Annotated in this window: 16 protein-coding genes and 2 tRNA genes; 7 read left to right on the top strand and 11 right to left on the bottom strand. The window is 50.3% G+C overall.

The features are described 5' to 3' along the window. The first annotated feature begins 55 nt into the window (after positions 1-55). The 3 genes from B5G10_RS10485 to B5G10_RS10500 all read left to right on the top strand — a co-directional run bounded on the left by B5G10_RS10485 (position 56) and on the right by B5G10_RS10500 (position 6,554). A complete protein-coding gene (locus B5G10_RS10485) occupies positions 56-310 on the top strand; it encodes a hypothetical protein (RefSeq protein WP_087424682.1) in 255 nt (84 codons plus the stop codon). A 353-nt stretch (positions 311-663) separates the two neighbouring features. Then, positions 664-4,800 (top strand): phage tail tape measure protein, encoded by a 4,137-nt coding sequence (locus B5G10_RS10495; protein WP_087424684.1) that lies wholly within the window; start codon positions 664-666, stop codon positions 4,798-4,800. Next, a complete protein-coding gene (locus B5G10_RS10500; protein ID WP_087424685.1) occupies positions 4,797-6,554 on the top strand; it encodes a hypothetical protein in 1,758 nt (585 codons plus the stop codon). Before B5G10_RS10495 ends, B5G10_RS10500 begins: the two co-directional genes overlap by 4 nt. Here the strand turns inward: B5G10_RS10500 and B5G10_RS10505 are convergent. From B5G10_RS10505 to B5G10_RS10540, 8 genes are all read right to left on the bottom strand, one after another. Continuing rightward, on the bottom strand, positions 6,551-7,759 hold the full coding sequence (locus B5G10_RS10505; protein ID WP_087424686.1) for a site-specific integrase: 1,209 nt from the start codon (positions 7,757-7,759) through the stop codon (positions 6,551-6,553). The two genes, B5G10_RS10500 and B5G10_RS10505, sit on opposite strands and share 4 nt — an antisense overlap. Before the next feature lie 129 nt (positions 7,760-7,888). Beyond that, a tRNA-Glu gene (locus tag B5G10_RS10510) sits at positions 7,889-7,961 on the bottom strand. 120 nt (positions 7,962-8,081) lie between these two features. Beyond that, positions 8,082-9,443 (bottom strand): TrpB-like pyridoxal phosphate-dependent enzyme, encoded by a 1,362-nt coding sequence (locus tag B5G10_RS10515; RefSeq protein ID WP_087424687.1) that lies wholly within the window; start codon positions 9,441-9,443, stop codon positions 8,082-8,084. 259 nt (positions 9,444-9,702) lie between these two features. Further along, positions 9,703-10,284, bottom strand: a complete 582-nt coding sequence (locus B5G10_RS10520) for a superoxide dismutase (protein WP_087424688.1) — start codon at positions 10,282-10,284, stop codon at positions 9,703-9,705. Positions 10,285-10,420: 136 nt separating this feature from the next. Continuing rightward, positions 10,421-11,395 (bottom strand): flotillin-like protein FloA, encoded by a 975-nt coding sequence (floA, locus tag B5G10_RS10525; RefSeq protein ID WP_087424689.1) that lies wholly within the window; start codon positions 11,393-11,395, stop codon positions 10,421-10,423. Positions 11,396-11,417: 22 nt separating this feature from the next. Further along, positions 11,418-11,924 (bottom strand): NfeD family protein, encoded by a 507-nt coding sequence (locus B5G10_RS10530; protein WP_087424690.1) that lies wholly within the window; start codon positions 11,922-11,924, stop codon positions 11,418-11,420. 24 nt (positions 11,925-11,948) lie between these two features. Beyond that, a complete protein-coding gene (locus B5G10_RS10535) occupies positions 11,949-13,400 on the bottom strand; it encodes a tetratricopeptide repeat protein (RefSeq protein WP_087424691.1) in 1,452 nt (483 codons plus the stop codon). A gap of 113 nt (positions 13,401-13,513) precedes the next feature. Beyond that, on the bottom strand, positions 13,514-14,002 hold the full coding sequence (locus tag B5G10_RS10540; RefSeq protein ID WP_087424692.1) for a YcxB family protein: 489 nt from the start codon (positions 14,000-14,002) through the stop codon (positions 13,514-13,516). 208 nt (positions 14,003-14,210) lie between these two features. On the opposite strand from B5G10_RS10540, the gene B5G10_RS10545 reads away from it, so the two are divergent. Beyond that, on the top strand, positions 14,211-14,579 hold the full coding sequence (locus tag B5G10_RS10545; RefSeq protein ID WP_087424693.1) for a DMT family protein: 369 nt from the start codon (positions 14,211-14,213) through the stop codon (positions 14,577-14,579). A gap of 154 nt (positions 14,580-14,733) precedes the next feature. On the opposite strand, the gene B5G10_RS10550 is transcribed toward B5G10_RS10545, so the two are convergent. Both B5G10_RS10550 and B5G10_RS10555 read right to left on the bottom strand, forming a co-directional pair. Beyond that, positions 14,734-17,712, bottom strand: coding sequence for an AsmA-like C-terminal region-containing protein (locus B5G10_RS10550; protein ID WP_087424694.1), 2,979 nt, complete (start codon positions 17,710-17,712; stop codon positions 14,734-14,736). Positions 17,713-17,881: 169 nt separating this feature from the next. Further along, a tRNA-Met gene (locus B5G10_RS10555) sits at positions 17,882-17,956 on the bottom strand. Positions 17,957-18,196: 240 nt separating this feature from the next. On the opposite strand from B5G10_RS10555, the gene B5G10_RS10560 reads away from it, so the two are divergent. Beyond that, on the top strand, positions 18,197-18,775 hold the full coding sequence (locus B5G10_RS10560; protein ID WP_087424695.1) for a TetR family transcriptional regulator: 579 nt from the start codon (positions 18,197-18,199) through the stop codon (positions 18,773-18,775). Between the two features lie 64 nt (positions 18,776-18,839). Then, complete coding sequence (fabG, locus tag B5G10_RS10565) at positions 18,840-19,586, top strand: 3-oxoacyl-[acyl-carrier-protein] reductase (RefSeq protein WP_087424728.1); 747 nt, start codon at positions 18,840-18,842, stop codon at positions 19,584-19,586. A gap of 125 nt (positions 19,587-19,711) precedes the next feature. Here the strand turns inward: fabG and B5G10_RS10570 are convergent, their stop codons facing one another. Continuing rightward, positions 19,712-21,901 (bottom strand): outer membrane beta-barrel protein, encoded by a 2,190-nt coding sequence (locus tag B5G10_RS10570; protein ID WP_087424696.1) that lies wholly within the window; start codon positions 21,899-21,901, stop codon positions 19,712-19,714. Between the two features lie 219 nt (positions 21,902-22,120). Between B5G10_RS10570 and B5G10_RS10575 the strand changes: the two genes are divergently transcribed. Then, on the top strand, positions 22,121-22,807 hold the full coding sequence (locus tag B5G10_RS10575) for an RluA family pseudouridine synthase (RefSeq protein ID WP_087424697.1): 687 nt from the start codon (positions 22,121-22,123) through the stop codon (positions 22,805-22,807). The last annotated feature ends 178 nt before the right edge of the window (positions 22,808-22,985 follow it).

The raw sequence follows: 22,985 nt of genomic DNA on the forward strand, positions 1-22,985 counted from the left end.
GAGATGATCGAGGAATATATCGAAATGTTTCACCTAACGAAGGAAGGAGAGAATCATGAATAAGCAAGAGAAGGAGGTTTCGTTGCAGAACCTCGTAGAACAGTATTTACAGGAGTGGGCACCGGCCGCCTCTCTCACCGACGAGGGGGCCGTCGTTCGTACCACCGACGATATTTTGCGCGACCTGGACGATATGGCCGATTTAGTGCCCAACGATGTCGCGATGACCATGCTCTCGCTCGGTTTCCGCTCGGCCTATTATCCTGATGGGCGACATGGTTGGCTCATGAAGCCGCGACAATTTGTGTGATAGACTTGCGAATGCCTAAAATTTTCACTATCTTCGGAGAAAAGGAGGGAATATGTTTCTGATTGAATTCTTTGGATATGCGGTTATGTTTGTGGTGGTTCTAGCTATTGCAGGCTGTTTAATTGCCGCTTTTGTCGTATTCGGGCTTTCCTCCGTAGCTTTCCTCGGAGGTGCGATAGGAGCCCTCGGGTATTGGATTGGCCGATTTTTCAAATGGGTGTCACGTCCATTTGTAAGGAGTTGATGTGAAATATAGGATACTTTCGGAGCCTCGGGAAATCTCTCCCCGAGGCTTTTTTGTGTCTTTTATGGTGTCGCCAGGAGTACCCATATTCGTGAAAAATTGAACGAATATGAGCAACTACGAAACATCGGCCTCCATTGTCTTGGAGGTGAATGGCAAGAATGCGGAGGCGCGGTTGAAGGCTCTCCGGCAGCGGGCCGAAGATCTTGAAAATGCTTTGGCCCGGGCCCGCAGTAGCGGCGATAAAATCGAGATGAACAAACTCCAAAAGGAGTTGAGAAAGGCGAACAAGGAGATTAAGGAGATGTCGTCGTCGGCCCAGCAGGCCGAGAACGTCATGCGCCGGCTCGATAGGGCCACCCCGAAAGAGCTTTCCAAAACATTGTCCACGCTTCGCCGGCAGCTCGACAATATCGAGCGAGGATCAGCCGCCTGGAATGCCCAGGTCGAAAAAATAAAACTGGTACAGCGGGAACTGAACTCGGTGAAAAATTCCATGAGAGAACATGAGTCTCTATGGACTCGATTCTCTAAAAAAATGTTTGACTGGGGAAATGCCATTACCATGTCGGTGGCAGCCATCTCCGGCTTGACTATGTCGGGAAGAAAAGCGGTTCAGAGTTATGCCGATATGGAGGGCGAGATGGCAAGCGTTCGTAAATTTACGGGTATGACCATGGACGAGGTTGAGAAGTTGAACGAATCGTTCAAGACGATGGACACCCGCTCTTCTCGCGAACAGCTCAACAAACTGGCCCAGGAGGCCGGTATGTTGGGCTTGGCATCGCAGGACGCCGTTCTTGAATATGTCAAGGCGGCCGATGTGATAAACGTCGCCCTCGATGAGCTGGGAGAGGGGGCAACCCGGGATATCGGTAAGCTCTCGTCGATCTATGGCGATGCGGACCGAATGGGCCTTGGCAAAGCCATGCTGGCCGTAGGAGCTGCCATCAATGAGGTTTCGCAGAATTCTACCGCGTCGGCCTCCTATCTGGTCGATTTCGAGAACCGCATGGCAGGTGTAGGAAAGCAAGCCGATATGACTGTCGCCCAAATCATGGGATATGCTTCGGTACTCGACCAAAATGCCCAGCAAGTTGAGATGTCGGCAACGGCATTACAGGGCGTAATCATGAAGATGTACAAGGAGCCGGAGAAATTAGCCCGAATAGCGGGGATCAATGTCAAGCAGTTTGCTCAGATGGTGAAAGAAGATGCGAACGAGGCTCTGCTCTATTTCCTCGACACCCTGGGCCGGGCCGGTGGTATGCAGGAGCTTGCCCCGATGTTCGACGCGATGAAGCTCGATGGGGCTCGCGCCGCCAGTGTGTTGTCGGTGCTGGCGGGTAATATCGAATCGGTTCGGAGAGAGCAAAAACTGGCTCAAGAAGCATTTGATGAAGGCACTTCGGCCATTACAGAGTTCAATGTCCAAAACAATACGGTGCAGGCGCAACTCGACAAAGCGAAAAAATCATTCAATGAGATTTCAATTGCGCTTGGTAAGGATCTTCTCCCCGTTATGCGATATTCTATTACGAGCGCGTCGGCTATGTTACGGGTTTTGAAATTTGTAGTCGATTTCCTGAAAGAGAATCGAACTTTGATAATTTCTTTGACAGCTGGTGTCGCCGGGTACACAGTGGCAGTCAAGGCTGGAATAATTGCCCAAAAATTGTGGAATGCTACTCAGAAAACGGGGAATGCTATCGCTTTGGTGAGTAGGGGAACTATTCAGTTGCTTAGGCTTTCATACTATCGGCTTACTGGACAAATTCGCAAGGCTGATGTAGTATCGAAGGCATTCAATAGAACCACCAAGATGTCTCCTGTGGGGATATTAGTAGGGGCTTTGGCGGCCGGAGTTGGGGCTCTTTTATCTTACATGGATCGAATGAAATCGGCTCGGGAAGAAGCTGCCGAAGCTGCCAAGGCGGAGCGAGAATTTGAACGCAGTATTACCGATGTGTCGGAGGCAACTGCTTCGGCATCGAAGGCGGAGCTGGCCCAACTGAGAGCTCTTTACCAGGCTGCGGTTAATGAGGCTAATTCCAAAGAGGAGAGAATCAAGGCAGCGAAGCGATTGCAGGCTATGTACCCGGACTATTTTGCCAAGATGTCCACCGAGCAAATTCTACTGGGAGAGGCTAAGTCTAAATACGATGATCTCACCGAATCGATACTCAAGAATGCCAAAGCGAAGGCTGCTGCCGACTTGATAAAAAAGAATTCTGAGCAGATAATCGAAATAGAACAATCCATACCGGAGTTGAAGAAAAATATTTCTGATGCAAATGCTGCATACAATCAGGCAAAACAGCGGAGAAAAGAATACATCGAAAAATATACGATTCATCCTACGGAAATGGTTGGAGGACCAGTTCAGGACCAGTCGGCTATCTTGTCTAATTTTGTGAACAAAGCGACAGCTCCCGGCACTGATAGCGAAAAGGCTGCTGTCGAAGACGCAAAGAAAGTATATGCAGATGCAAATAAAAAGCTGGAGAAACTCCAGGCAGCCAACAAAAAACTGGCTGAAGAGTATGGAGTTTCTTCTATCGATGTATTTGCGGGTCAAGGACCTGGCGGTGTCACTATCGGGGCTCCTGGAGGCTCTATCGGTGACACTGGAAGCGGAACGAAGAACAAGTTTCAGGCAGAGGACGACTGGCTGGCGCTCGAGCAGTCGAAGACTCTCGCCAGCTATGCTACGGGTCTCATCGATTACACCCAGTACAATGAGAAGAAGGCCGAACTCGACAAGCAGTATCTTCTTAAAAAATTGCAGAATACCGAAGCCACCGAGCAGGAGATTGCCGAAATCACCGGTGAATTGAACAAGCTTACCGAGAAGGAGGTGACCCAGCGCAACAAGGAGCAGCTTGATGCTGCCAAGGAGGAGATAGAAGCTGAACGCTGGGAACGAGATGCAGCCATCACCGACAGTTATATGCGGAGCCAGATCTCTGAGAAGACCTACCAGCAAATGAAATTCGAGTCGGAGGTAGTATATCTCAACCGTCTCAAAGAGCTGTATGCCGAGGGTAGCCAGGAGCGCGCCGAGATTGAAAAGCAAATTACCGACAAATTGCAGGCCGATAAACTGGCAAAATTTAAAGAGACGCAGGACCTTCAGAAATCTCTCTATGAGGAATATTTCAAAGGAATATCGCTCATGTCGGACGAAGAGAGGGAACAGCAGTACCGCATGCAAATCGATGCTCTGGATACCCTGACGAAGAAGATGCTCGAGACAGCCGGCTCCGACGAGGCCAAGAGGCAAAAAATCGTCGAGGCATCGGCTATCGCTGAGAAGGCTCTGAAAAAGCAGTATCTCGAAGAGACTACGGAAGAGAGTTTCAATGCTATGGAGAAGGCCAACGCCGAACTGGCCGAATGGTTGCAAAGCGATGGCGGAAGGGCTGTGACCGACTCTTTCGGTACGATCATGTCTGGAATGTCGGCCATCTTCTCGCAAATCTCCTCAATCGTTCAGTCGAATTTGGAGATGGAGACGGCTGCCATCGAGAACCGCTATGACAAGGAAATCTCGCTGGCCGAAGGAAATACCTACAAGGTCAAGAAGATTGAGCAAGACAAAGAGAAAGCGATTGCCAAGGCCAAGAACGAAGCCAACCGCAAGATGTTTGCCATGCAGGTAATTCAGGCCATCGCGCAAACGGCACAGAACGCCATCGCAGCCTATGGTTCGGCGGCCGCGATACCGCTCGTCGGGTATATCATGGCCCCTATTGCTGCCGGTTTGGCCGTAGCTGCCGGTGCCGTGCAGATAGCCGCCATCAAGAAGCAACAGCAAGCCTCTGAGGCGCAAGGATATGCTGTCGGCGGTTTTACTCGCCCAGGTCCTGTGAACGAGCCGGCCGGTATCGTCCATGCCGGCGAGTGGGTCGCCAGCCAGAAGTTGGTAACGTCGCCGGTAACCCGGCCCATCATCGATGCCCTCGAGTATGCACAGCGTACCAACACGATAGGTTCTATCAGTCGAGTATCTACTCCTCCCGGGACGATTAGCTTGCCAACCACTTCGCCTGATGGCGGAGGGAACTCCCCGGACACAGGCGTATTACTCGCCACATATTTTGCGGTTCTCAAGAAACTGAACGACCGCCTCGACGAGCCATTCATCACGGTCAACACTGTTACCGGCGATCGTGGAATCAAGAAGGCTCAGGACGAATACGATCGTCTCATACGAAACAAAACCCCTAAATCACGTAGGAAATGAAAATATTTGTAGAAGGGAAAGAGGCGGTCTTGAAGAAAGGCTCCTCCTTCGAGTTTATTGCTGAAAACAGGCTTTTCTCTGGCGCCGATGAGTACACTTTGTCTATTACCTTTCCGATAGTCGATTGCCCTCAGAACCGGGCGATATTCGGTCATTTGTATCGGAAAGATGTCGATATCGAAAAAGTGAACTTTGCCTGTGAACTGCGGGATACCAATTTCTATAAAATGGGGGTTCTCGCTATCGTCGAGGTGTCGCAGTCTGAAATCAAGGGACAATTCCTCGAAGGCATGAGCGCTCAGAACTTCATCGGTGATTTCGACGAAATATACATCAATGAACTCGAATTGGGCGATTATGAGTATGTGATTATGAGTAATACACCTCCAGAATGGCTTTGGCGAAGCATCGACCGCATGACAAAGTATATAGCTTTGCCCTGGGTCAACAACTATTCGGGGAATATACAAAATGAGGTCGTATATGAGAATGGCACCTATAAATGGCACTCGGACACCAAAGGGGTATCGTTTCAGCCGTATTTGCTATTCATTACCAAGCAAATCTGCGAGGTACTAGGGTATAGCTATGATTTCGGGGAATGGGAAAGATCGAAATATCGCCATCTCATTGTCTGCAATTCGCTTCCGTATGCCTGGGATATGCCCCAAATAGCCAAAGCTCTTCCTCATTGGACGGTAACGGAGTTTTTTGAACAGTTGGAAAATTTCTTGTCGGCCTTTATCGACATCGACCATAAAAAGAAGAGTATATCTTTCCGATTTCTTAATAAAGACCCGGAGATCAATACTTATATAACGATGAATGACATCGTTGATGATTTCAACGTAGAAGTGACTTCGGATCCTCAATCGTCTTATAAAAACGACTCTACATTACGATATGCCGATTGTGACCATGAGTTGTGGAAGTTCTACTCGTGTGATTGGTTGGTAAAGAACCATGAAAAGATGATTGTTAGTTACGGGAAATTGGAAGATCTGATTGAAGCAAATAAAAATTTGAAGGAGACAGTCGTCGGGGTTGAGTATCCGAATTCAAATCTGGACAAAATTTTATATGTCGAGAGTTTGAATACCTATTTCGTATTTAGACCTGTAAAGATTATACCTCAGGGGCGTTATGATTCAGTATCTGATACTTATTACGACTTGTATGTGAATATCCTTCAACCGATAAACCAGTTTGGAGAACGCATCGGCTCAAATGAGGATAGTAATAGCATAGAAATAGGGATTGTACCCGCCTGGATAGATGATACTGAAACCAGTAAAGGGCAATGTCTGTTTTTAGAGCTAAACTTTGGCGATGGGGAAGCAACGTCCGACAACTCAAAGTATTTGCCATTAAGTCTTCTCGACTCGGGAGAGAGTGAGAACAGTGGTGCATACTTTTCTCAACTTTTTGTCGCTTTTTGGGATGGGACGAATTATTTCAAAGGTTTTCAACCTCGGCCTATTATCGATAAAATATCGATGAATGAGGATTGGAGTTTTGCCGAGACTGATTACAGCATGCGTCTGAATGACTTTAGTAGTAATTTTGTCCAGTTCGGTATGGATATCGACAACAGTAAAAAATACAATTTCCAGTTCTTGGCTCATGAAATTCCACCCGTGAGAGCTCATTTCTTCATACAAGGAAAGGAGTATGTATGTGAGAAGATTACGGCTACCTTTACAGAGAATGGTATGTCACAACTCTTAAAGGGGACGTTCTATCGTGTAGGTTAAAGGGCTCCGTCTAAGTCGAGAATAGCTTTGTCTGCCTTGGTCCGGTGGCGGGTATATACGTCGGTAATAGCCAGTGAGCTGTGCCTCGCCTGGTCTCTCACCGAGATGTTGCTCAGTTTTTTGTCCAACATCTCGGTGATTCCTGTATCTTTCAACGAATAGAATGTGTAATCTTTATCGAGGTTCAGTTCCTTTTTTAGTCGAGACCACCTTATGGAAATAAGGCGTCGATCGATCTGTACCTCGCCTGGTAAGATGTCATTTGAAAATAGATAGTAGTGGGGAGGATAGTTGAACACACCTAAATCGAGCATGAACATCATTACTTTCCTCGGAATGGTGATTGTTTGCGTCGTTCTATTCTTGCTGTCTTGGGCTGGAATCGTCAGGGTACACTCTTTTACACTGAAATATTGGAGCTTCAACCGGGTTTGCTCGATGGGCCGGATATAGCAGTAGTACAAGAGATAACACGATAAAAGAAAGTGTTTATCGTGTATCTTCAAATATTCGCCAATTTGTTGAATCACGGGCGCAGGAATGACTTTTCTCCTTTTTTGGAATAGCTTCCGGTTAAAGGGTTTGATGCCGCTGGCCGGGTTGTCATTCATAAACCCTTTTTCTACGCAGAAGGAGCAAAAAGACTTGATAAAAGTGAGGCAGTTGTTTCGATATAAAGGGGAGTTTTTGAGTTCCAAGTGTATGTAATCGAGGAAGTCATTGCAGAATCGTTTGTCCAACTGGTATAGGTAGGTGATGGGGGCGCTCCTTTGTTGATTGTAGGCAACCAACTTTTTGATCTTCGATTCGTGGCTGATGTATGTCTCCTTTCGGAAAATCCCATCGGAGTACATCTTCTTGTTATTCTCCACATATCGTTTGATGGCATCATCAAACAAAATCGCAACCTCGAATTCCTTCTCGATCCAGGGATTCCACCCCCGGATTAGTTGCTGATAAAGGCGGTTAATCAAGCCGGCGGCATACTCTCTCCTTTGACTTTTTGTCGCGAGCCGGTTGATTTTTATGCGCTTTCGCCGCATCACTTTTCTCAACGGGTCGAAGGCATAGAATTCGATATACCAGGCTGGTTTGTTCTCTCGAAGTCTGGGGTAAGTGAAACGAATGATTTCGTCGATAGTCGCTTTTTGGGGAGAATCGCTATTGTTAAAATCAATACGCGCGGGAGGTGTGTTTTTTAGCATTTTTTTATTTAGCAAATCCGTGGAGATTCGCCAAACACGAACGCATTTTGTCTCGTTTTTGTCCCGTTTTGGGATAGAAAAAAACTCAAAAGTCTAATTGATAGGCTTTTGAGTTTCCAATTCTTGTTGTAGCGATTCCGGGAATCGAACCCGAGTCTCAACCGTGAGAGGGTTGCGTGCTAGGCCACTACACTAAACCGCCAGCTTGTTTCCTTTCGGAAAGGTGATGCAAATATAGGCGGTATTTTTGAACTGGCCAAATTTTTGAGATTAAAAAATCAAATATTTTTGTTTGGGCTCTCCTCCTGCGTGTCGGTCGCTATTAAATGATTTTATCCAACTCGCTGATATTCTTTGCAATCTCGGTATCGGATAGAGTGTAGTTCACAAGGTCTCCGGCCAGATATTGGTCGTAGGCCGTCATGTCGATGAGTCCGTGACCCGATAGGTTGAAAAGGATGCAGCGTTTCGTTCCCTCTTCCTTGGCCTTGAGTGCTTCCCGGATGGTTGCCGCGATAGCGTGAGCCGACTCGGGCGCCGGGATGATACCTTCGCTTTGGGCAAAGAGTGTGGCGGCCTTGAAGGTATCGAGTTGGTCGATATCGGTGGCCTCGAGGTAACCGTCTTTCTTGAGTTGGCTGACGATGGTGCCTGCCCCGTGGTAGCGCAGACCTCCGGCATGTATGTTGGCCGGGGCGAAGTTGTGTCCCAGCGTGTACATGGGGAGCAGGGGGGTATAGCCGGCTTCGTCGCCAAAGTCGTATTGGAATACGCCTTTGGTGAGTTTGGGGCACGAAGCGGGTTCGGCAGCCACGAGGCGTATGTCTTTTCCTTCGCGCAATTTGTGCCGCAGGAAGGGGTAGGCGATTCCCGAGAAGTTGGAACCTCCGCCAAAGCAGGCGATGATTACGTCGGGGTATTCGCCGGCCATCTCCATCTGTTTCTCGGCTTCGAGTCCGATGACGGTCTGGTGTAGCGACACATGGTTGAGCACACTGCCCAGGGTGTATTTGCAGTTGGGGGTGCTCATGGCCAGCTCTATTGCTTCGGAAATGGCGGTACCCAAACTGCCCTGGTAGTTGGGATGCTCGGTGAGTATCTTGCGCCCGGCTTTGGTTGACATGCTGGGCGATGCGATTACCTGTGCACCGAAGGTTTGCATGATGGAGCGTCGGTAGGGTTTCTGGTGGTAGCTCACCTTGACCATATAGACGGCGAGCTCGAGCCCGAATACTTTGGCAGCCAACGAGAGAGCTGCACCCCATTGCCCGGCACCGGTTTCGGTGGTGATGTTGGTCACGCCTTGTTTTTTACAATAGTAGGCTTGGGGTATGGCCGAGTTCAGCTTGTGTGAACCCACGGGGCTTACACTCTCGTTTTTGAAATAGATATGGGCAGGGGTGTCGAGTGCTTTTTCAAGCCCAAAAGCTCTCACCAGCGGAGTAGGGCGCCATATTTTGTACATATCGCGTACTTCGTCGGGTATCTCGATCCAAGAATCGGTGCTGTTGAGTTCTTGTTTGCAGAGTTCTTCGGCGAAGATGGGATAGAGGTCTTCTTCGGTGAGCGGCTTTTTGGTTGCCGGGTTGAGCGGACTCATGGGCTTGTGGGGCATGTCGGCGACAATGTTGTACCAAGCCTGTGGAATCTCCTTCTCGGGGAGAATGAATTTCTTGGTTGCCATGTGATTTTTTTAGTTCATAAGATTGTTTGTATTACGGTTTGTCAATAAAAATGCATTTTTATGTCTATCTGTAAACAAATATAGATAAAAAATTATTGTATCGTTATTAATATGCAATAAAAAGTTTCAATTTGAATAAATATTAATTCTTTAAAGCAAAAAGAGACGCTGCTCACGCAGCATCTCTTTTTTAGAATTCATCACATTATGCTTATTTTAAAGTGCTAGATAGAGTTACGCTCACGCGCGACTATGCGAATTATATCGTGTATCTCGACTCGACAACCGACCAGTCTATAATCTCCCACAGGCGGTGCAGATGTTCGGCTCGTCTGTTGCGATAGTCGATATAGTAGGCATGTTCCCACACGTCGAATGTCAGCAACGGTGTGTGCCCCTTTTTCAGCGGGGAACCTGCATTGTTCTCTTTGCTGATTACCAAGTTGCCTTGCGGGTCCTTGGATAACCATACCCAGCCCGACCCAAAGAGGGTCACACCGGCTTGTTCAAACTCTTTCTGGAAGTTTTCCAGTTTTCCCCACTGGCGATCTATGGCTTCGGCCAACCTCCCTTGTGGCGCTCTGCGACCGTTGGGCGAGAAGGTGAAGAAATAGAATATGTGGTTCCACGCCTGCGAGGCGTTGTTGAACAAGGTGCCTTCGGTCTCTTTTACAATCTGCTCGAGCGGCATCTCGGCATAGGGGGTGCCTTCGATCAGTTTGTTGAGATTGTCGATATAGGTTTGTTCGTGCTTGCCATAGTGGAATTCGATGGTCTCGGCGCTGATAACCGGGGCTAAATCGCTTTTCCCATAGGGCAATGGCTGCAATTGGTAACTCATGACTTTCGTTCGTTTCGTTTCCTATATAACAATTGTCGAACCGAAAAGGTTTCAAATATAAGCATATTTTTTCGTTCTGTGCGACTTTTTTCGGTAATCTTTTTTTGACAATAGATTATATAAGGTTTATTGCGACCTATTTCTCGGGCTTTGCACTCGGTTTGGCTATCGATTCGCGCATGGCGGTGTCGGCTTCGACGTTTTTCATGCGGTAGTAGTCCATGATGCCCAAGTTGCCCGAACGGAAGGCTTCTGCCATGGCTTTGGGCACTTCGGCTTCGGCTTCGATAACCTTGGCGCGAGCCTCTTGAGCTTTGGCTTTCATCTCTTGTTCGAGGGCGATAGCCATCGCGCGGCGTTCCTCGGCTTTGGCTTGAGCTATGTTTTTGTCGGCCTGAGCCTGGTCCATTTGCAGGGTAGCTCCGATGTTCTTGCCTATGTCGATGTCGGCGATATCGATCGAGAGTATTTCAAAAGCTGTACCCGAGTCGAGACCTTTTTTCAATACCAGTTTCGATATGGAGTCGGGGTTTTCGAGTACCTGTTTGTGCGATTCGGACGAACCGATCGACGACACGATTCCTTCGCCTACACGGGCCAGCACCGTGTCTTCACCGGCGCCACCCACCAGTTGACGGATGTTGGCGCGCACCGTTACCCGGGCTTTGGCTATCAACTGGATACCGTCTTTGGCTACGGCGGTTACCGGCGGGGTGTCGATGACTTTGGGGTTGACCGACATCTGCACGGCTTCGAACACGTCGCGGCCGGCCAGATCGATAGCGGTAGCCATCTGGAATCCCAGCTCGATATTGGCTTTCGATGCCGATACGAGGGCGTGAACCACTCGTTCCACGTGGCCGCCGGCCAGATAGTGAGCTTCCAGTTCGTCGCGGGTGATGTTTTTGAGCCCGGCTTTGTGGGCTTCGATCATACCCCGCACGATGATTTGGGGCGGAACCTTACGGATGCGCATGAGGAATAGTTGGATCAGGGAGATTCTCACTCCCGATACTTGTGCCGAAATCCATAGCAGGAAGGGCACGAAATAGAAGAATATGGCCAGAATGATAATGATACCAAACGCCAGTAATAGACCTACAGCTATCATGGTTGTATAGTTTGTTTTGTAATTATTTTTGTTCCTTTAATTCGTTCGATTCTTTATCTCTGTCGAGTCGGCTCACGATTACCACGTTGGGTTCTATGCGGATGATGCGCACCGGAGTCTCTTCGTCGATGAGTTCGTTTTCGGCCTGGGCTTCGAGGGTGTGAGGTCCTACGAGTATTTTTCCCATGGGGTTCAGTCGGCTCAAGGTGATGCCTGTGTCACCTACTTTAATATCGGGGGTAATCGGTGAGGGCACAACCGAGTCTATCTCGGTGTGCAGTGCGATTTTGTCAAGGTTGCGCGATCGCATGAACCCGATGATGACGACAATGGTTACCAAGGCTGCGATGAGTAGCGTGATGACGGCTCCGTTTGTCCCGAATACCGAGTGGGCATAATAGATACCTCCTCCATAAAACACCAGCGAGCAGATGCCTGCAATGGTGATACCGGGTAAGAAAAAAATCTCCAGTATCGCCAGTGTAAGGGCTATTGCAATCAGTAATGTAATGGCCAGTATCTCAAACATGGCTATCTGTTTTTACAGTTCTTTTTAATGTCTTTTTTGCAAGGCATCGAGCTCGGCTTTGCGGGCCTGGTTCTCATATTCGGCGGGTTGCGGATAGAGCGAGAGCAGTTGCGACTCGAGCGTCCCTATCTCGGCGGCCAGCCGTTGCCGGGTAGTACCTTGGGCTTTTGTATATTGAGTGCGCAATTGGGCAGCCTTCGCCTCCAGTTGATCAATGTTTTTGCGCGTTTCGTTGGCTTTGACAAACAGGTTGCGGGCCTCGGCATTGGTGAACTGGTCGAGCGAAGTATAGTGTATTCCGTTGCAAATGGCAAAGACAAAATCGGGTCGGGTTTGGGCCTTTGCCTCTTTAATCTCTTTCACCTGTTGCAGCAGTTCGGTATAGTCGGCGCCCTCGGGCCACGAGTCGCGAATGGAGCGAATGAGGGCCAGCGATTTGATGTCGGTGTCGATTTCGTCGAGATTATAGGTCTGTTTACTATCGTTGGGGATAAACAGATAGATGGTTACTTTGCCCGGTATTCGCTGACGGTCGGAGACAAACCACCCGATGTTGAGCATTTCGTCGATGGCCATCATATAGTCGTTGAACGTCGAGTTGAAGGGCATGCCCACATTCTCGGGTTTCAGATAGGTGTTGTTCTCGAGATTCAACCGGGTGATGAAGATGTCGTATCCGCCAATAGAGCCCTCGCCGTTCGAGGCGAAATAGAGGGTTACCCCGTCGTTCAGGAAGAAGGGGTAGGCTTCGTCGCGGTCGGTGTTGACCCCCTCGGGCAGCGGGTTGATGCGACTCCAACGGCCGTCGGTGAGCTTGTTCATCGTGCACAATTCATAGCCTTTGTCTTCGCTCTTCATCCCGAAGAATACCTTGTCGCCCCGTTGTGGCATATAGCCAATGGTCTGTTCGGGGATATCGACTCCCAAAGTTTCGCTCGTGCCTATGCGCCCCGACTCGGGAGTCATCTTGAAATATTCAAAAAACGAGTCGGCATCGACAATGAGGCTGTCGATAATCTGTACCTGCTCTACATGACCAAGTATCAGTTTGGCTTTTTTAGCTCTTTCGATAGCCTCGGTTGCCGAATCGGGAACCTGTTTTTTCGCCTTTTTAAGTCCCGCGATATAGTCTTCATAACTTTCGACGGCATCGTCGAAACGATATTGAGCCATATAGACATCGCCCAGGAAATGGGGCGACTCGAGTACTTTGCGTTTGACTCCTATTTTCAAGTACTTCTCAGCCTCGTCATATTTTCCTTCGTGGAGGAGGCACACGCCATACCAGTGGTTCAGCGACCCGTCGTTGGGTTTCCGTTTCAGCTGAGCCTTGAATACGGGAGCTGCCTCGGCATATTTCCCCGCCTTGTACAATTCGCGGGCTTCGTCGAGGGTTATGGCCCTCGCCGGGAGTAGAACAGAAAAGGCGACAGTAACCGCCAATGAATATTTAAGGAATAGTTTGATTGCTTTCATGTGTAACAAAATTGTACTCACATATAGCGAATGACCCTTGTAGAACCAACCGAAATCTTTGTTCTCACAGAATGGTTATGTTAAGCCATATACTATATTTTACAAATATACAATTAATTTTGATACTTCATGGACGGTGCGAGAATTTTTTTAAGAAAATAGTCCAAATCGTCGGGCGATTGAAATGAGTCACAGGGTAGAACGAAGAAGAGATATCGCGAGAGGTAGAAGACCAGGTCGCTCGAGGTGATTTTAACATCGATAATTTGGTTCCACCCGATGGTCTCGGTGCGATTGTCGTCGAAGTGGCAGGTAATGCCTTGCTCGCTCAATTCAACCTCTTTCGACAGAATGGATGCCCGGCAGTCGGGGTGCAGGGCATAGGCAAACCACAAGTGATACAGAATCATGGGGAAGACCAGAAATACCAGCATGAGCCCTACATAGATGAATAGTGGATTGTGTATCGACAACATCACGAGCAGGGCCACAATCAGCACAATCCATACCCCGTTTCGATATAGCCATGTGCGCAACAATCGCCCGAAATAGTGCATGGGTGACACCTGGCAGGGTTTGGTAACGATGCGTTTGCTCTCCATATAAGATACTCTCGACTGCAAAGATGGGGCATTTTTACCACTTGGCGGGAGTATTAACTTTTTTTATAAATGGTTTTTCCTTGGACCGTTTTGCTTTATGGGAGTGTTGTGTGTATTAATCTTGCTGTGAGCTTCTTGTGCGATTTGCTTTGTTTCTTGTTTTTAATGCGTATCTTTGCACCCGATTTTTGAAAAAGGAGAAAAAGTTATGCAGGGATTGTATGCGATAGGGTTACTTATCATATCCAATATTTTTATGACAATGGCCTGGTATGGCCACCTCAAGTTGCAGGAGATGAAGGTTATCAGTAACTGGCCTCTTTATGGGGTGATTCTGCTTAGCTGGGGTATTGCTTTGTTTGAGTATTGTTGTCAGGTGCCGGCCAACCGGTTGGGGTTCCGTGAGAACGGAGGGCCTTTCAGCCTCATGCAGTTGAAGGTGATTCAGGAGGTGATTACGCTCATTATCTTTACCGTCTTTTCAGTGGTGTTCTTCAAGGGCGAATCGTTGCACTGGAATCATATTGCCGCTTTCGGTTGCTTGGTGCTGGCCGTTTATTTTGTATTTATGAAATGATTCTTGCCCCGTGTTCCTGACGGTCGATGTGCAGGTGACGGGGCTTTCCCTCCCTTGAGAGGCAAATAGTGGTGGTACGACACGCCCCCGAACTGTCAAATCAGTCGGGGGCGTGTCGTTGTATATTGACGGGGTATTCTCTTGTGAAGAAGGTTTATCTTGTAGAGGGCGTACTTTGCCGTCGCATGACTCGCCTGAAGTCGCGCACAATCTGCTCACCCATATTCACGATGGTGCTATCGACCTTGTGTATCTCGACGGGGGTGACGGCGTCTTTGTATTTGGCCTTGCCCATGCCGAATTTCATCTTGTCGAGGTTACCCGAGATGTTCAAACCCAGCTTGAAGGGGATGGGCGACTTGAGTATGGATATGTGGTAGTTGAAGTTCATGTCGAGGTCTTGTGTACCACCCACCGCCGCTCGATAACGGTCCATCTCGACGACGAAGGGATAGACGGTCACATTGCCGTCGGCCACGCTGATGTTGACGGCAATGCTGTCGATGAGGTTGCGCTCTTTATTCTTGAAGAGGAATTTCTTCGAGATCTCGGCGAAGGTTTCACCGTCGAGCAACACGAGGCTGTCGCCTTCGACATGTATGGCCGATCGCAGGGAGGGTATCTTGATGTTGAGGCAGGAGTCGAGTGCCGACTCGGCCGACACGTTGAACTCGACCGTCCCCTGGAACGACCGCAGCATGGGTACGATGGTGTCGAGCGAGGGGATGAAATCGACCAGTTTGCCTATGTTGATGTTGTGCAGCTTGAAGTCAAACCCGGCATATCCGGCTTTGGCATTGCGGGCCTGGTAGATGAGGGTGGTGTTCATGGTGGCTCCCAGTCCCTCCATGCTCAGCTCCTTGAGGTGTATGGCTTGGTTGCGCACATCGACGGCTCCGTGTACGTTGCGGAATGTCATTTTTCCGTAGCGGACTCGCCTCAGGTTGGTTTGTAACTCAAAATCGATGTTCTTGGGTATGACAAAGAGTTGCAGGGGTGTCGAGGTGGTGTCGGTCTCTATTTGAACGGTATCTTCGGGGAATGTAATCGACCGGAGCAGCTGGTTGCAGTTGAGGTTTCTCGATGAGAGGTTTAGGGTCGCCTTGAGCATCTTGTTGCGTTTTAAGGCGCCGTAGAGGTTGTGTATGGAACCCGATGCGGTGAGGTCCGAGCGGCCTATCCGCATGGTGGCGTTGTGCAGGGTGATGGTGCGGTTGCCCACCGATACGGCCGTTTTTTGGAAGCGTATGGGTAGCGACGACATGGGGGTGCGCACAAACAGGCGATTAAACCCTACGGTGCCTTGGGGTATCCATATCGAGTCTTTTATTTGTCGGGCTCTTAATTTTATACCAGCCTTGTCCATGCCCAAGCGGTTTTCGCCGAGTTTACAGAAGAGGGTGTCGGCCTTCAGGTTGAACCGGACTTGGGGTTTGGTGGGTTTGTTTTCCATCGGTTGCAGATTGACGGTAGCGTCGGCTTTGCCGCAGAAGAGCAGCAGCGAGTCGGCGGGCATCGAGGCTTTCAGTTTCTGGACATTCACCTTGCATTGCACGTCGGCTATGCGTGTAGTGTCTTGCGGATTGGTCGTCTTGATGGATGCCGAGAGGTTTTCGATGGTTGAGTTTACCTGGCGTGAGTGAAGCACGATATTCTGGATTTGGGCTTGTGCCCCCAGTACATCGTTGCCAAAGAAACGAAGCGAGGCGTCGCTCGTGAATTCAAAGTTTTTGTTTGTGTCGCGCAAGGCCAGTTGGGCCATCTTTATCTTGCCCAGTGCCTTGATGCGTCCCAGATCTTTCTTCTTGATTGACGACAGGCGGCAGCGCACCCGCAGGTCGGCATCGACGTTTCCCTCGATAGAGACGCCGTCTTGCAAGGGGAATGTCTTGGCCAGGGCGGTCAGGTCGATTACCGATTTGGTGTTCAGCGTGATGTCGGGGTCGCCCAGCAGGTCGGTCACTTTGGCATCGGCCAGGATGTTGGTGTGGGCTCCCTTGAAGTGGAAAATCTTCAGGTCGAGGTACGAGGGTTGCTGTTTGGTCATGTCGATCTGTCCGAAAAAGTCGGCCTTGAATTCATCGATGCCATAGGGCAGGTGGGCATACTTGGCCGAGGCTTTGTCGATTACGACCTTGAGGGTGACCATGGGCAACTTGTCTTTGCCATAGAGCCCTTTGACAATACCGTTCAGCGTCACGTCGCCTTGGGCCGATACCTCCTCCTTCTTGACCACGCTTTCGGGAATCATGCGCATGACAGTCTCCAGCGACGGGGCATGCAGCCCGTATTGCAGGTCTATGCCCAGGGCTTTGGCTACGGTGTCGCCGCGCAAGGTCCCCTTGATATCGAGCTCCACTCCGTTGACATCGAGCAAGGCGTTGCGCAGGTCGATGGTCCGGGTGGCCCGGTCGAGTTCGACATCGGTTTTCAACTGAGTGGCTATGTGGTGGGCCAGCAGTTCGCCGTCTTGCCAGAAGAGTACGTTTTTATTCTTGAAGTCGAGAGCCAGCATGGAGTGTCCCCGTTGCCAGTGCGCTTTCAGTTTGAGGTTCGAGTCCCACAGGTTGGCGAAGACTCGGGTCTCGCGGTCGTCGTAGGTGACGGTGGCATGGCGCACAACGATGCGCCGTATGTCTATTTCGCTGGCAATTGGGCCGGTCGATGTCGTGTCGGTCTCGGCTACGGTATCGGGTTTCACGATATCCCAGTTGGCCACGCCCTCTTTGTTTTTGAAAGCATAGACATTTATACTGTCGAGTCGCAGCCGGTTGAGACTGATTTTCTTGTTTTGCAGGTAATCGACTACATTCACTACTACGATGGCTCGTTTGAACGAGAGTAGCGAATCGGTACGTTGCCAAAGCGAGTCGCGTATCGATTTCGATACAAGGGTACCGTCGGTCAGTTTCACCCCGAATCGCGGGAAGGTCGAGAAGAAGGTCAGCTCCACACTCTTCATGTCGAGCTTGGCATTCAGGTTTTGATTGGCTACCTTAAGTACGACCGGTGTGAGCTTTTCGGGGGTAAATACAAAATTGATGGCAATGGCAATTGCCGCAATCAAAAGTACGATGATCGACCCCAAAGAGATACCCGTGATGGCAAGTATTTTTTTAGTTCGGTTTTTCATATCGATTCCTGTTTGGTCTTACAAAAATAATAAGAAAAGTCGCTGAAAAGTTCTGTTTTTGTAAAAAAGCGTCTCTTTTTCTGAAAATTAGTGGTCTTGTGCGTGTGTGTGCTATGGGGTATGGAGAGGGATATATGAAAAAAGGGCCGCTGTTTGCGACCCTTTGTCTTGGTTGCGGGAGCCGGACTCGAACCGACGACCTTTGGGTTATGAGCCCAACGAGCTACCACTGCTCCACCCCGCGGTGTTTGTGAGTGCAAAGGTACGGAGAATAATCGAAAATGCAAATATTTGGATGTAATTTTTCAGGTAACCTTTTGATTTAAGAATTAAGCTATTGATTATCAATTGATTTTAACAATGTTAAAGTTTCTGCCGTGGAGAGTGGCAAGAAAAACGAAGTGTTTGCTTTGGTTTTTAATGATAAAAATATGTAATTTCGCACAAGTTTTGCACCGATGTGCAACTGAAAAAGAGACAGGTTATGGTTCGTACACGAGAATTGCTTATCGATGTGGCCCGCCAGCTGTTTGCCCGCAAAGGGGTGGCGGCTACGACGATGAACGATATTGCCGAGGCGTCGGGGAAAGGACGCCGCACGATCTATACCTATTTCAAGAACAAGAATGAGATCTATTGGGCTGTAGTCGAGGCCGAGTCGGAGCACTTGTATGCCCGGCTCGAGGGATTGGCCAATCGCGATTTACCCCCCGAGGAGAAGCTGCTCAACTACATTAACACTCGTTTGGAGGCTGTCAAAGAGGCGGTTGTGCGTAACGGTACATTGCGGGCCGAGTTTTTTCGCGACATCTGGAAGGTCGAGAAGGCCCGGCGCAGTATCGATATCCGGGAAGAGGCACTCTTGCGGAGTATTCTCACCGAGGGGGTAGAGCAGGGCGCTTTTCACATCCCCAACGTGACGGCAACCGCTTCGGTGTTGCACTATGCTTTGCGGGGACTCGATGTGCCCTATATCCGCGACAACTTTGCCGAGTCGGGTATCGAGCGGTCGAGGCTGAAGGACTACATCTTGGATTTCATCTTGTATGGAATAAAACGATAGGAAATAATTATATTAACCGGGGGCGGTGAGGCAACTCGCCACCCTGCATATAAACAAGAAAATTATGAAATTACTGGAAGGAAAAGTTGCTGTCATTACTGGTGCAGCACGGGGTATAGGAAAAGCTATCGCCCTGAAATTCGCTTCGGAAGGAGCTGATATCGCATTTACCGACCTCGCCATCGACGAGAACGGAAAAGCTACCGAGCAAGAGATTGCCGCTTTGGGTGTACGTGCCAAAGGGTATGCTTCGAACGCTGCCAACTTTGAAGAGGCTCACAACGTGGTTGCCGAGATCGTGAAGGACTTCGGTCGCATCGATATCCTGGTAAACAATGCTGGTATCACTCGCGACGGTCTGATGATGCGTATGACCGAGCAACAGTGGGATATGGTCATCAACGTGAACCTCAAGTCGGCCTTCAACTTCATCCACGCCGTTACGCCCATCATGATGCGCCAGAAAGGCGGCAGCATCATCAACATGGCTTCGGTGGTAGGTGTATCGGGTAACGCCGGTCAATGCAATTACTCGGCCTCGAAAGCCGGTATGATCGGTTTGGCCAAGTCGATTGCCAAAGAGCTGGGTTCGCGTGGTGTACGTGCCAACGCTATCGCTCCGGGCTTCATCATCACCGACATGACGGCTGCTCTCTCCGACGAGGTGAAAGCCGAATGGGCCAAACAGATTCCTCTGCGTCGTGGTGGAACGCCCGAAGATGTGGCCAATGTGGCTACGTTCCTCGCTTCCGACCTGTCGTCGTATGTAACGGGCCAGGTTATCCACTGCTGCGGTGGTATGAACATGTAATCCAGAGATCTGCATAAAGAGCGGGGCTGTATCGCACAAACGATACAGCCCCGTTTTGTTTCTGTTGGGTGCCTGGCCGGAACCCCGTTGGGTTGCCGGGTTGGTAGAGGGCCGGGGAATCGGGCTTATTTGCCTACGGCATTGACACCGCCGCTGCCTATTGCGTTGTTGATGCGTTGTTTGCCGGCTTCGTATCGGCGGCCCCAGTTGAGATTCCAGCTCACGCTGACGGCTACCATCTGTTTGATCATGTTCGAGGTCATCACCTGTTGGTATCCGGCGTAGCGGTTCCAGTTCTCGCTTTTCACTTTGTAGTCGTTGATGAAGGGGTCTAACACCATCACCCCGAAGTTCCAGTCCTTGTAGTTGTAGGAGAGTTTGAGGGTGTGCACATTCTCCCCGCCATTGAGCGTCTCGCCCCAGAACCGGTTGAAGTTGGTCTGGAGCATCCCCTCGAGCGAGAATCCCCAGTGCGACAGTTCGAAGGCGCCATAACAGTAGAAGTTGTTATAGACGTGGGTGTAGTTGTTGCTCCGCATCCAGTAGCGGTGCCAGGCGGGTCCAACACTGAGGGTGAGCCAGTCGGGGATGGCCGTCACCCGGGTATCGAGGTAGAAACGCAGCTCTTCGGCATTTCGCTGGTTGTTGTAGCGGGTGAGAATTTTGTCGTCCACCCATACCTTTTCGGGCATGATGGCACCCGGAGCATGGGTATAGAAGGCCCCCAGTTTGCCATAGAAGATATCGTTGTTGTATTGGTATTGCAGGTCGTATTTGTAGGTGGCATAGGGCTTGACATCGGGGTTGCCGGTCGATTGCTGTATGCCATCGACGTCCTGCACCACGGGGCTGAGCATATCGAGGCTGATGACGCTGCCCATGCGCACGAAGTTGAACCGCAGCGACGACTGTTCGTTGATGGTGTATCGGGCCGTAAATCGGGGTCGCCAGATGGAGTAGAGGTGCGATTCCCGGTCACGCGGCACATAGGAGTAGAGGCTGTAGCCGATTCCGGCCGAGAAGTCGAAATGTTTTCCCACCCGCATCCAGTATTCGCCAAAGATGTAGCTGTTGCCCTGGTTCATGTGGTCGTCGATGCCCTGCTCCACGTAGTCGTTGGTAATCCACGACTGTGTGTGGCGGATACCGGCCGTCAGGCGGCTGTTTTTCCACCTCTTTTCATAATCGGCCTCGCCCAGTATCGAGTAGGTGCGGCTCTTGATGAGGTTGTCGATATCGACCAGCGACGAGCCGGTGGTGAAGCCGTTGTCGGTATAGATGAGTTCGTCCTCGGTATAGATGCGGTGGCTGTTGGGCCGCTCGTAGCTGGCCACGACGTTGGCCATGAGCAGTTGGTCTTCGTCGAAGTTGTATTGATAGTAGAGGTTCAGCGAGGGTCTGATGCGGTGCGTTTTCGAGTCGTCGAGCATGAGGCTGGTCGTACCGCCGGGCGAATGGTCGGTGAGGATGCCTCGGTAAAGATTCTCCTGGTGACCATAATAGAATTTGAGCGAGGCGTTGAACATCTGCTTTTGTGGGTCGAGGTAGTTGTAGTTGAGCGAATGGCCGTTGGTCCACTGCTCGAATTTGTTCCCGTCGAGACTCTCTTCGGTGCGGGTGTAGCGGGTGCCGTCAGGCAGTTCGTAGTGTTCGGTATTGTCGCGCAGCATCTCCATATTCCAACGGGGCGAGCACCAACCCGAGTAGGAGAACTCAGACTTGCCGCTGTTCACCTTGGCAGCGAGCCAGTATTCGCCGAATCCCCGGTTGACGCTTTGGCTGATGTCTCCCATGAAGCTGCCGCCTGAGGTGGGGTTCTTGACGATGAAATCGATTACGGCACCCACCTCGCCGTAGCGCACGCCCGGGTTGTCGATGTACTCGACGCGTATAATCTGTTCGGGAGAGAGGGCCTGAATCTCCTTGTTGTCGGCGGGCCGACCGTTGATGCGCAGGCTCACCTCGCTCTGGTCGGCCAGGGCAATGCTTTGGTCCGAGGGGTTTATGATGACGCCGGGAATCTGCAACTTCTGAAGCAACTGCAACCCGTTGCGTGATTGCTTTATCTGCTGGGTGTTGGGATATAGCAGGTTGCGGTCGGCCTTCTGCACCCACGACGACGCCTCGATGGTGACCTCGTCGAGATCGACTTGCTTGAGCGAACTCTCGATGGAATCGACATTGAGACCGGTCGTGTCGGCATAGACTACGGCGATGGAATCGCCAGCATGGGCCGGTGTGTTGGGTGTGGCACCGTGTGCGCACAAGGGAGAGAGGACCACCACAAACAGGGCGGCCGGGAGCGTCAGTTTCATTGTGTGTCGTTTTTCTCTTTAGACGTAAAAACGCCGGGTTTCGTTACAAAAAAACGACTCAAAGGTAAAATTTTTTATGCGGAATATTGTGAAGGTGGTGTAAATCTTCATATTATTATAGTTCCACCTCGTCCTCTTCGGACAGGCTTCTCGAGTGCAATCTCTTGTCGGTCCGCCGGGTTTGCACTATCTTTGTGCCGAAAACAAAACGAGATAACTATGGAGGTACTCTACGAAGACAATCATGTGATTATCGTCAACAAGACCTGCTCTGAGATCGTGCAGGGCGACAAGACGGGCGACACGCCGTTGAGCGAGACGCTGAAGGCTTGGCTCAAGGAGAAGTACAACAAGCCGGGCAATGTCTTCGTGGGGGTGACTCATCGCCTCGACCGCCCGGTGAGTGGGCTGGTGGTCTTTGCCAAAACGAGTAAGGCGCTCTCGCGGCTTAACGAGATGTTCCGCAACGGCGAGGTGAAAAAACAGTATTGGGCCATCGTGAAGCAGGCTCCCGAGCAGGAGAGCGGCGAACTGGTGCACTACCTGGTGCGCAACGAGAAGAGTAACAAGTCGATGGCCTATGACCGGGAGCGACCGGGGGCGAAGCGGGCGGTGCTCGACTATCGGGTGCTGGCTCATAGCGACCGCTATACGTTGCTCGAGGTGAATCTGAAGACGGGGCGTCACCACCAGATACGCTGCCAGTTGGCCAAGATGGGGTCGCCCATCAAGGGCGATTTGAAGTATGGAGCCGAGCGCTCCAACCCCGACGGCGGTATCTCGCTTCATGCCCGCCATGTGGAGTTTATTCACCCCGTGTCGAAACAGCTTGTCAGCGTGACGGCTCCTGTGCCCGACGATAAACTGTGGAAAGCTTTCGAGCAGATGGTCGAGGCCGATAAATAAAGGAGGATAGAAAATACCTGCAAGACTTATCGCTAAAGATTGTCACTGGACCCCGCATCGGGGTGCGGGGTGACACACACACGTCATACCGAGCTACGACGCGGTATCCAGGAATACTGGCTTGGGTAAATATCTGCAAAATACATTTCTTTTGCTTGCACTCGACTAGACCCCGCAT

The sequence above is a fragment of the Barnesiella sp. An55 genome, assembly GCF_002161555.1.
In the GTDB taxonomy this organism is placed as follows: domain Bacteria; phylum Bacteroidota; class Bacteroidia; order Bacteroidales; family Barnesiellaceae; genus Barnesiella; species Barnesiella merdipullorum.

Coding starts and splice junctions, on each gene's coding strand:
- B5G10_RS10485 (WP_087424682.1), top strand. CDS start 56: ATGAATAAGCAAGAGAAGGAGGTTTCGTTGCAGAACCTCGTAGAACAG.
- B5G10_RS10495 (WP_087424684.1), top strand. CDS start 664: ATGAGCAACTACGAAACATCGGCCTCCATTGTCTTGGAGGTGAATGGC.
- B5G10_RS10500 (WP_087424685.1), top strand. CDS start 4,797: ATGAAAATATTTGTAGAAGGGAAAGAGGCGGTCTTGAAGAAAGGCTCC.
- B5G10_RS10505 (WP_087424686.1), bottom strand. CDS start 7,759: ATGCTAAAAAACACACCTCCCGCGCGTATTGATTTTAACAATAGCGAT.
- B5G10_RS10515 (WP_087424687.1), bottom strand. CDS start 9,443: ATGGCAACCAAGAAATTCATTCTCCCCGAGAAGGAGATTCCACAGGCT.
- B5G10_RS10520 (WP_087424688.1), bottom strand. CDS start 10,284: ATGAGTTACCAATTGCAGCCATTGCCCTATGGGAAAAGCGATTTAGCC.
- floA (WP_087424689.1), bottom strand. CDS start 11,395: ATGATAGCTGTAGGTCTATTACTGGCGTTTGGTATCATTATCATTCTG.
- B5G10_RS10530 (WP_087424690.1), bottom strand. CDS start 11,924: ATGTTTGAGATACTGGCCATTACATTACTGATTGCAATAGCCCTTACA.
- B5G10_RS10535 (WP_087424691.1), bottom strand. CDS start 13,400: ATGAAAGCAATCAAACTATTCCTTAAATATTCATTGGCGGTTACTGTC.
- B5G10_RS10540 (WP_087424692.1), bottom strand. CDS start 14,002: ATGGAGAGCAAACGCATCGTTACCAAACCCTGCCAGGTGTCACCCATG.
- B5G10_RS10545 (WP_087424693.1), top strand. CDS start 14,211: ATGCAGGGATTGTATGCGATAGGGTTACTTATCATATCCAATATTTTT.
- B5G10_RS10550 (WP_087424694.1), bottom strand. CDS start 17,712: ATGAAAAACCGAACTAAAAAAATACTTGCCATCACGGGTATCTCTTTG.
- B5G10_RS10560 (WP_087424695.1), top strand. CDS start 18,197: ATGGTTCGTACACGAGAATTGCTTATCGATGTGGCCCGCCAGCTGTTT.
- fabG (WP_087424728.1), top strand. CDS start 18,840: ATGAAATTACTGGAAGGAAAAGTTGCTGTCATTACTGGTGCAGCACGG.
- B5G10_RS10570 (WP_087424696.1), bottom strand. CDS start 21,901: ATGAAACTGACGCTCCCGGCCGCCCTGTTTGTGGTGGTCCTCTCTCCC.
- B5G10_RS10575 (WP_087424697.1), top strand. CDS start 22,121: ATGGAGGTACTCTACGAAGACAATCATGTGATTATCGTCAACAAGACC.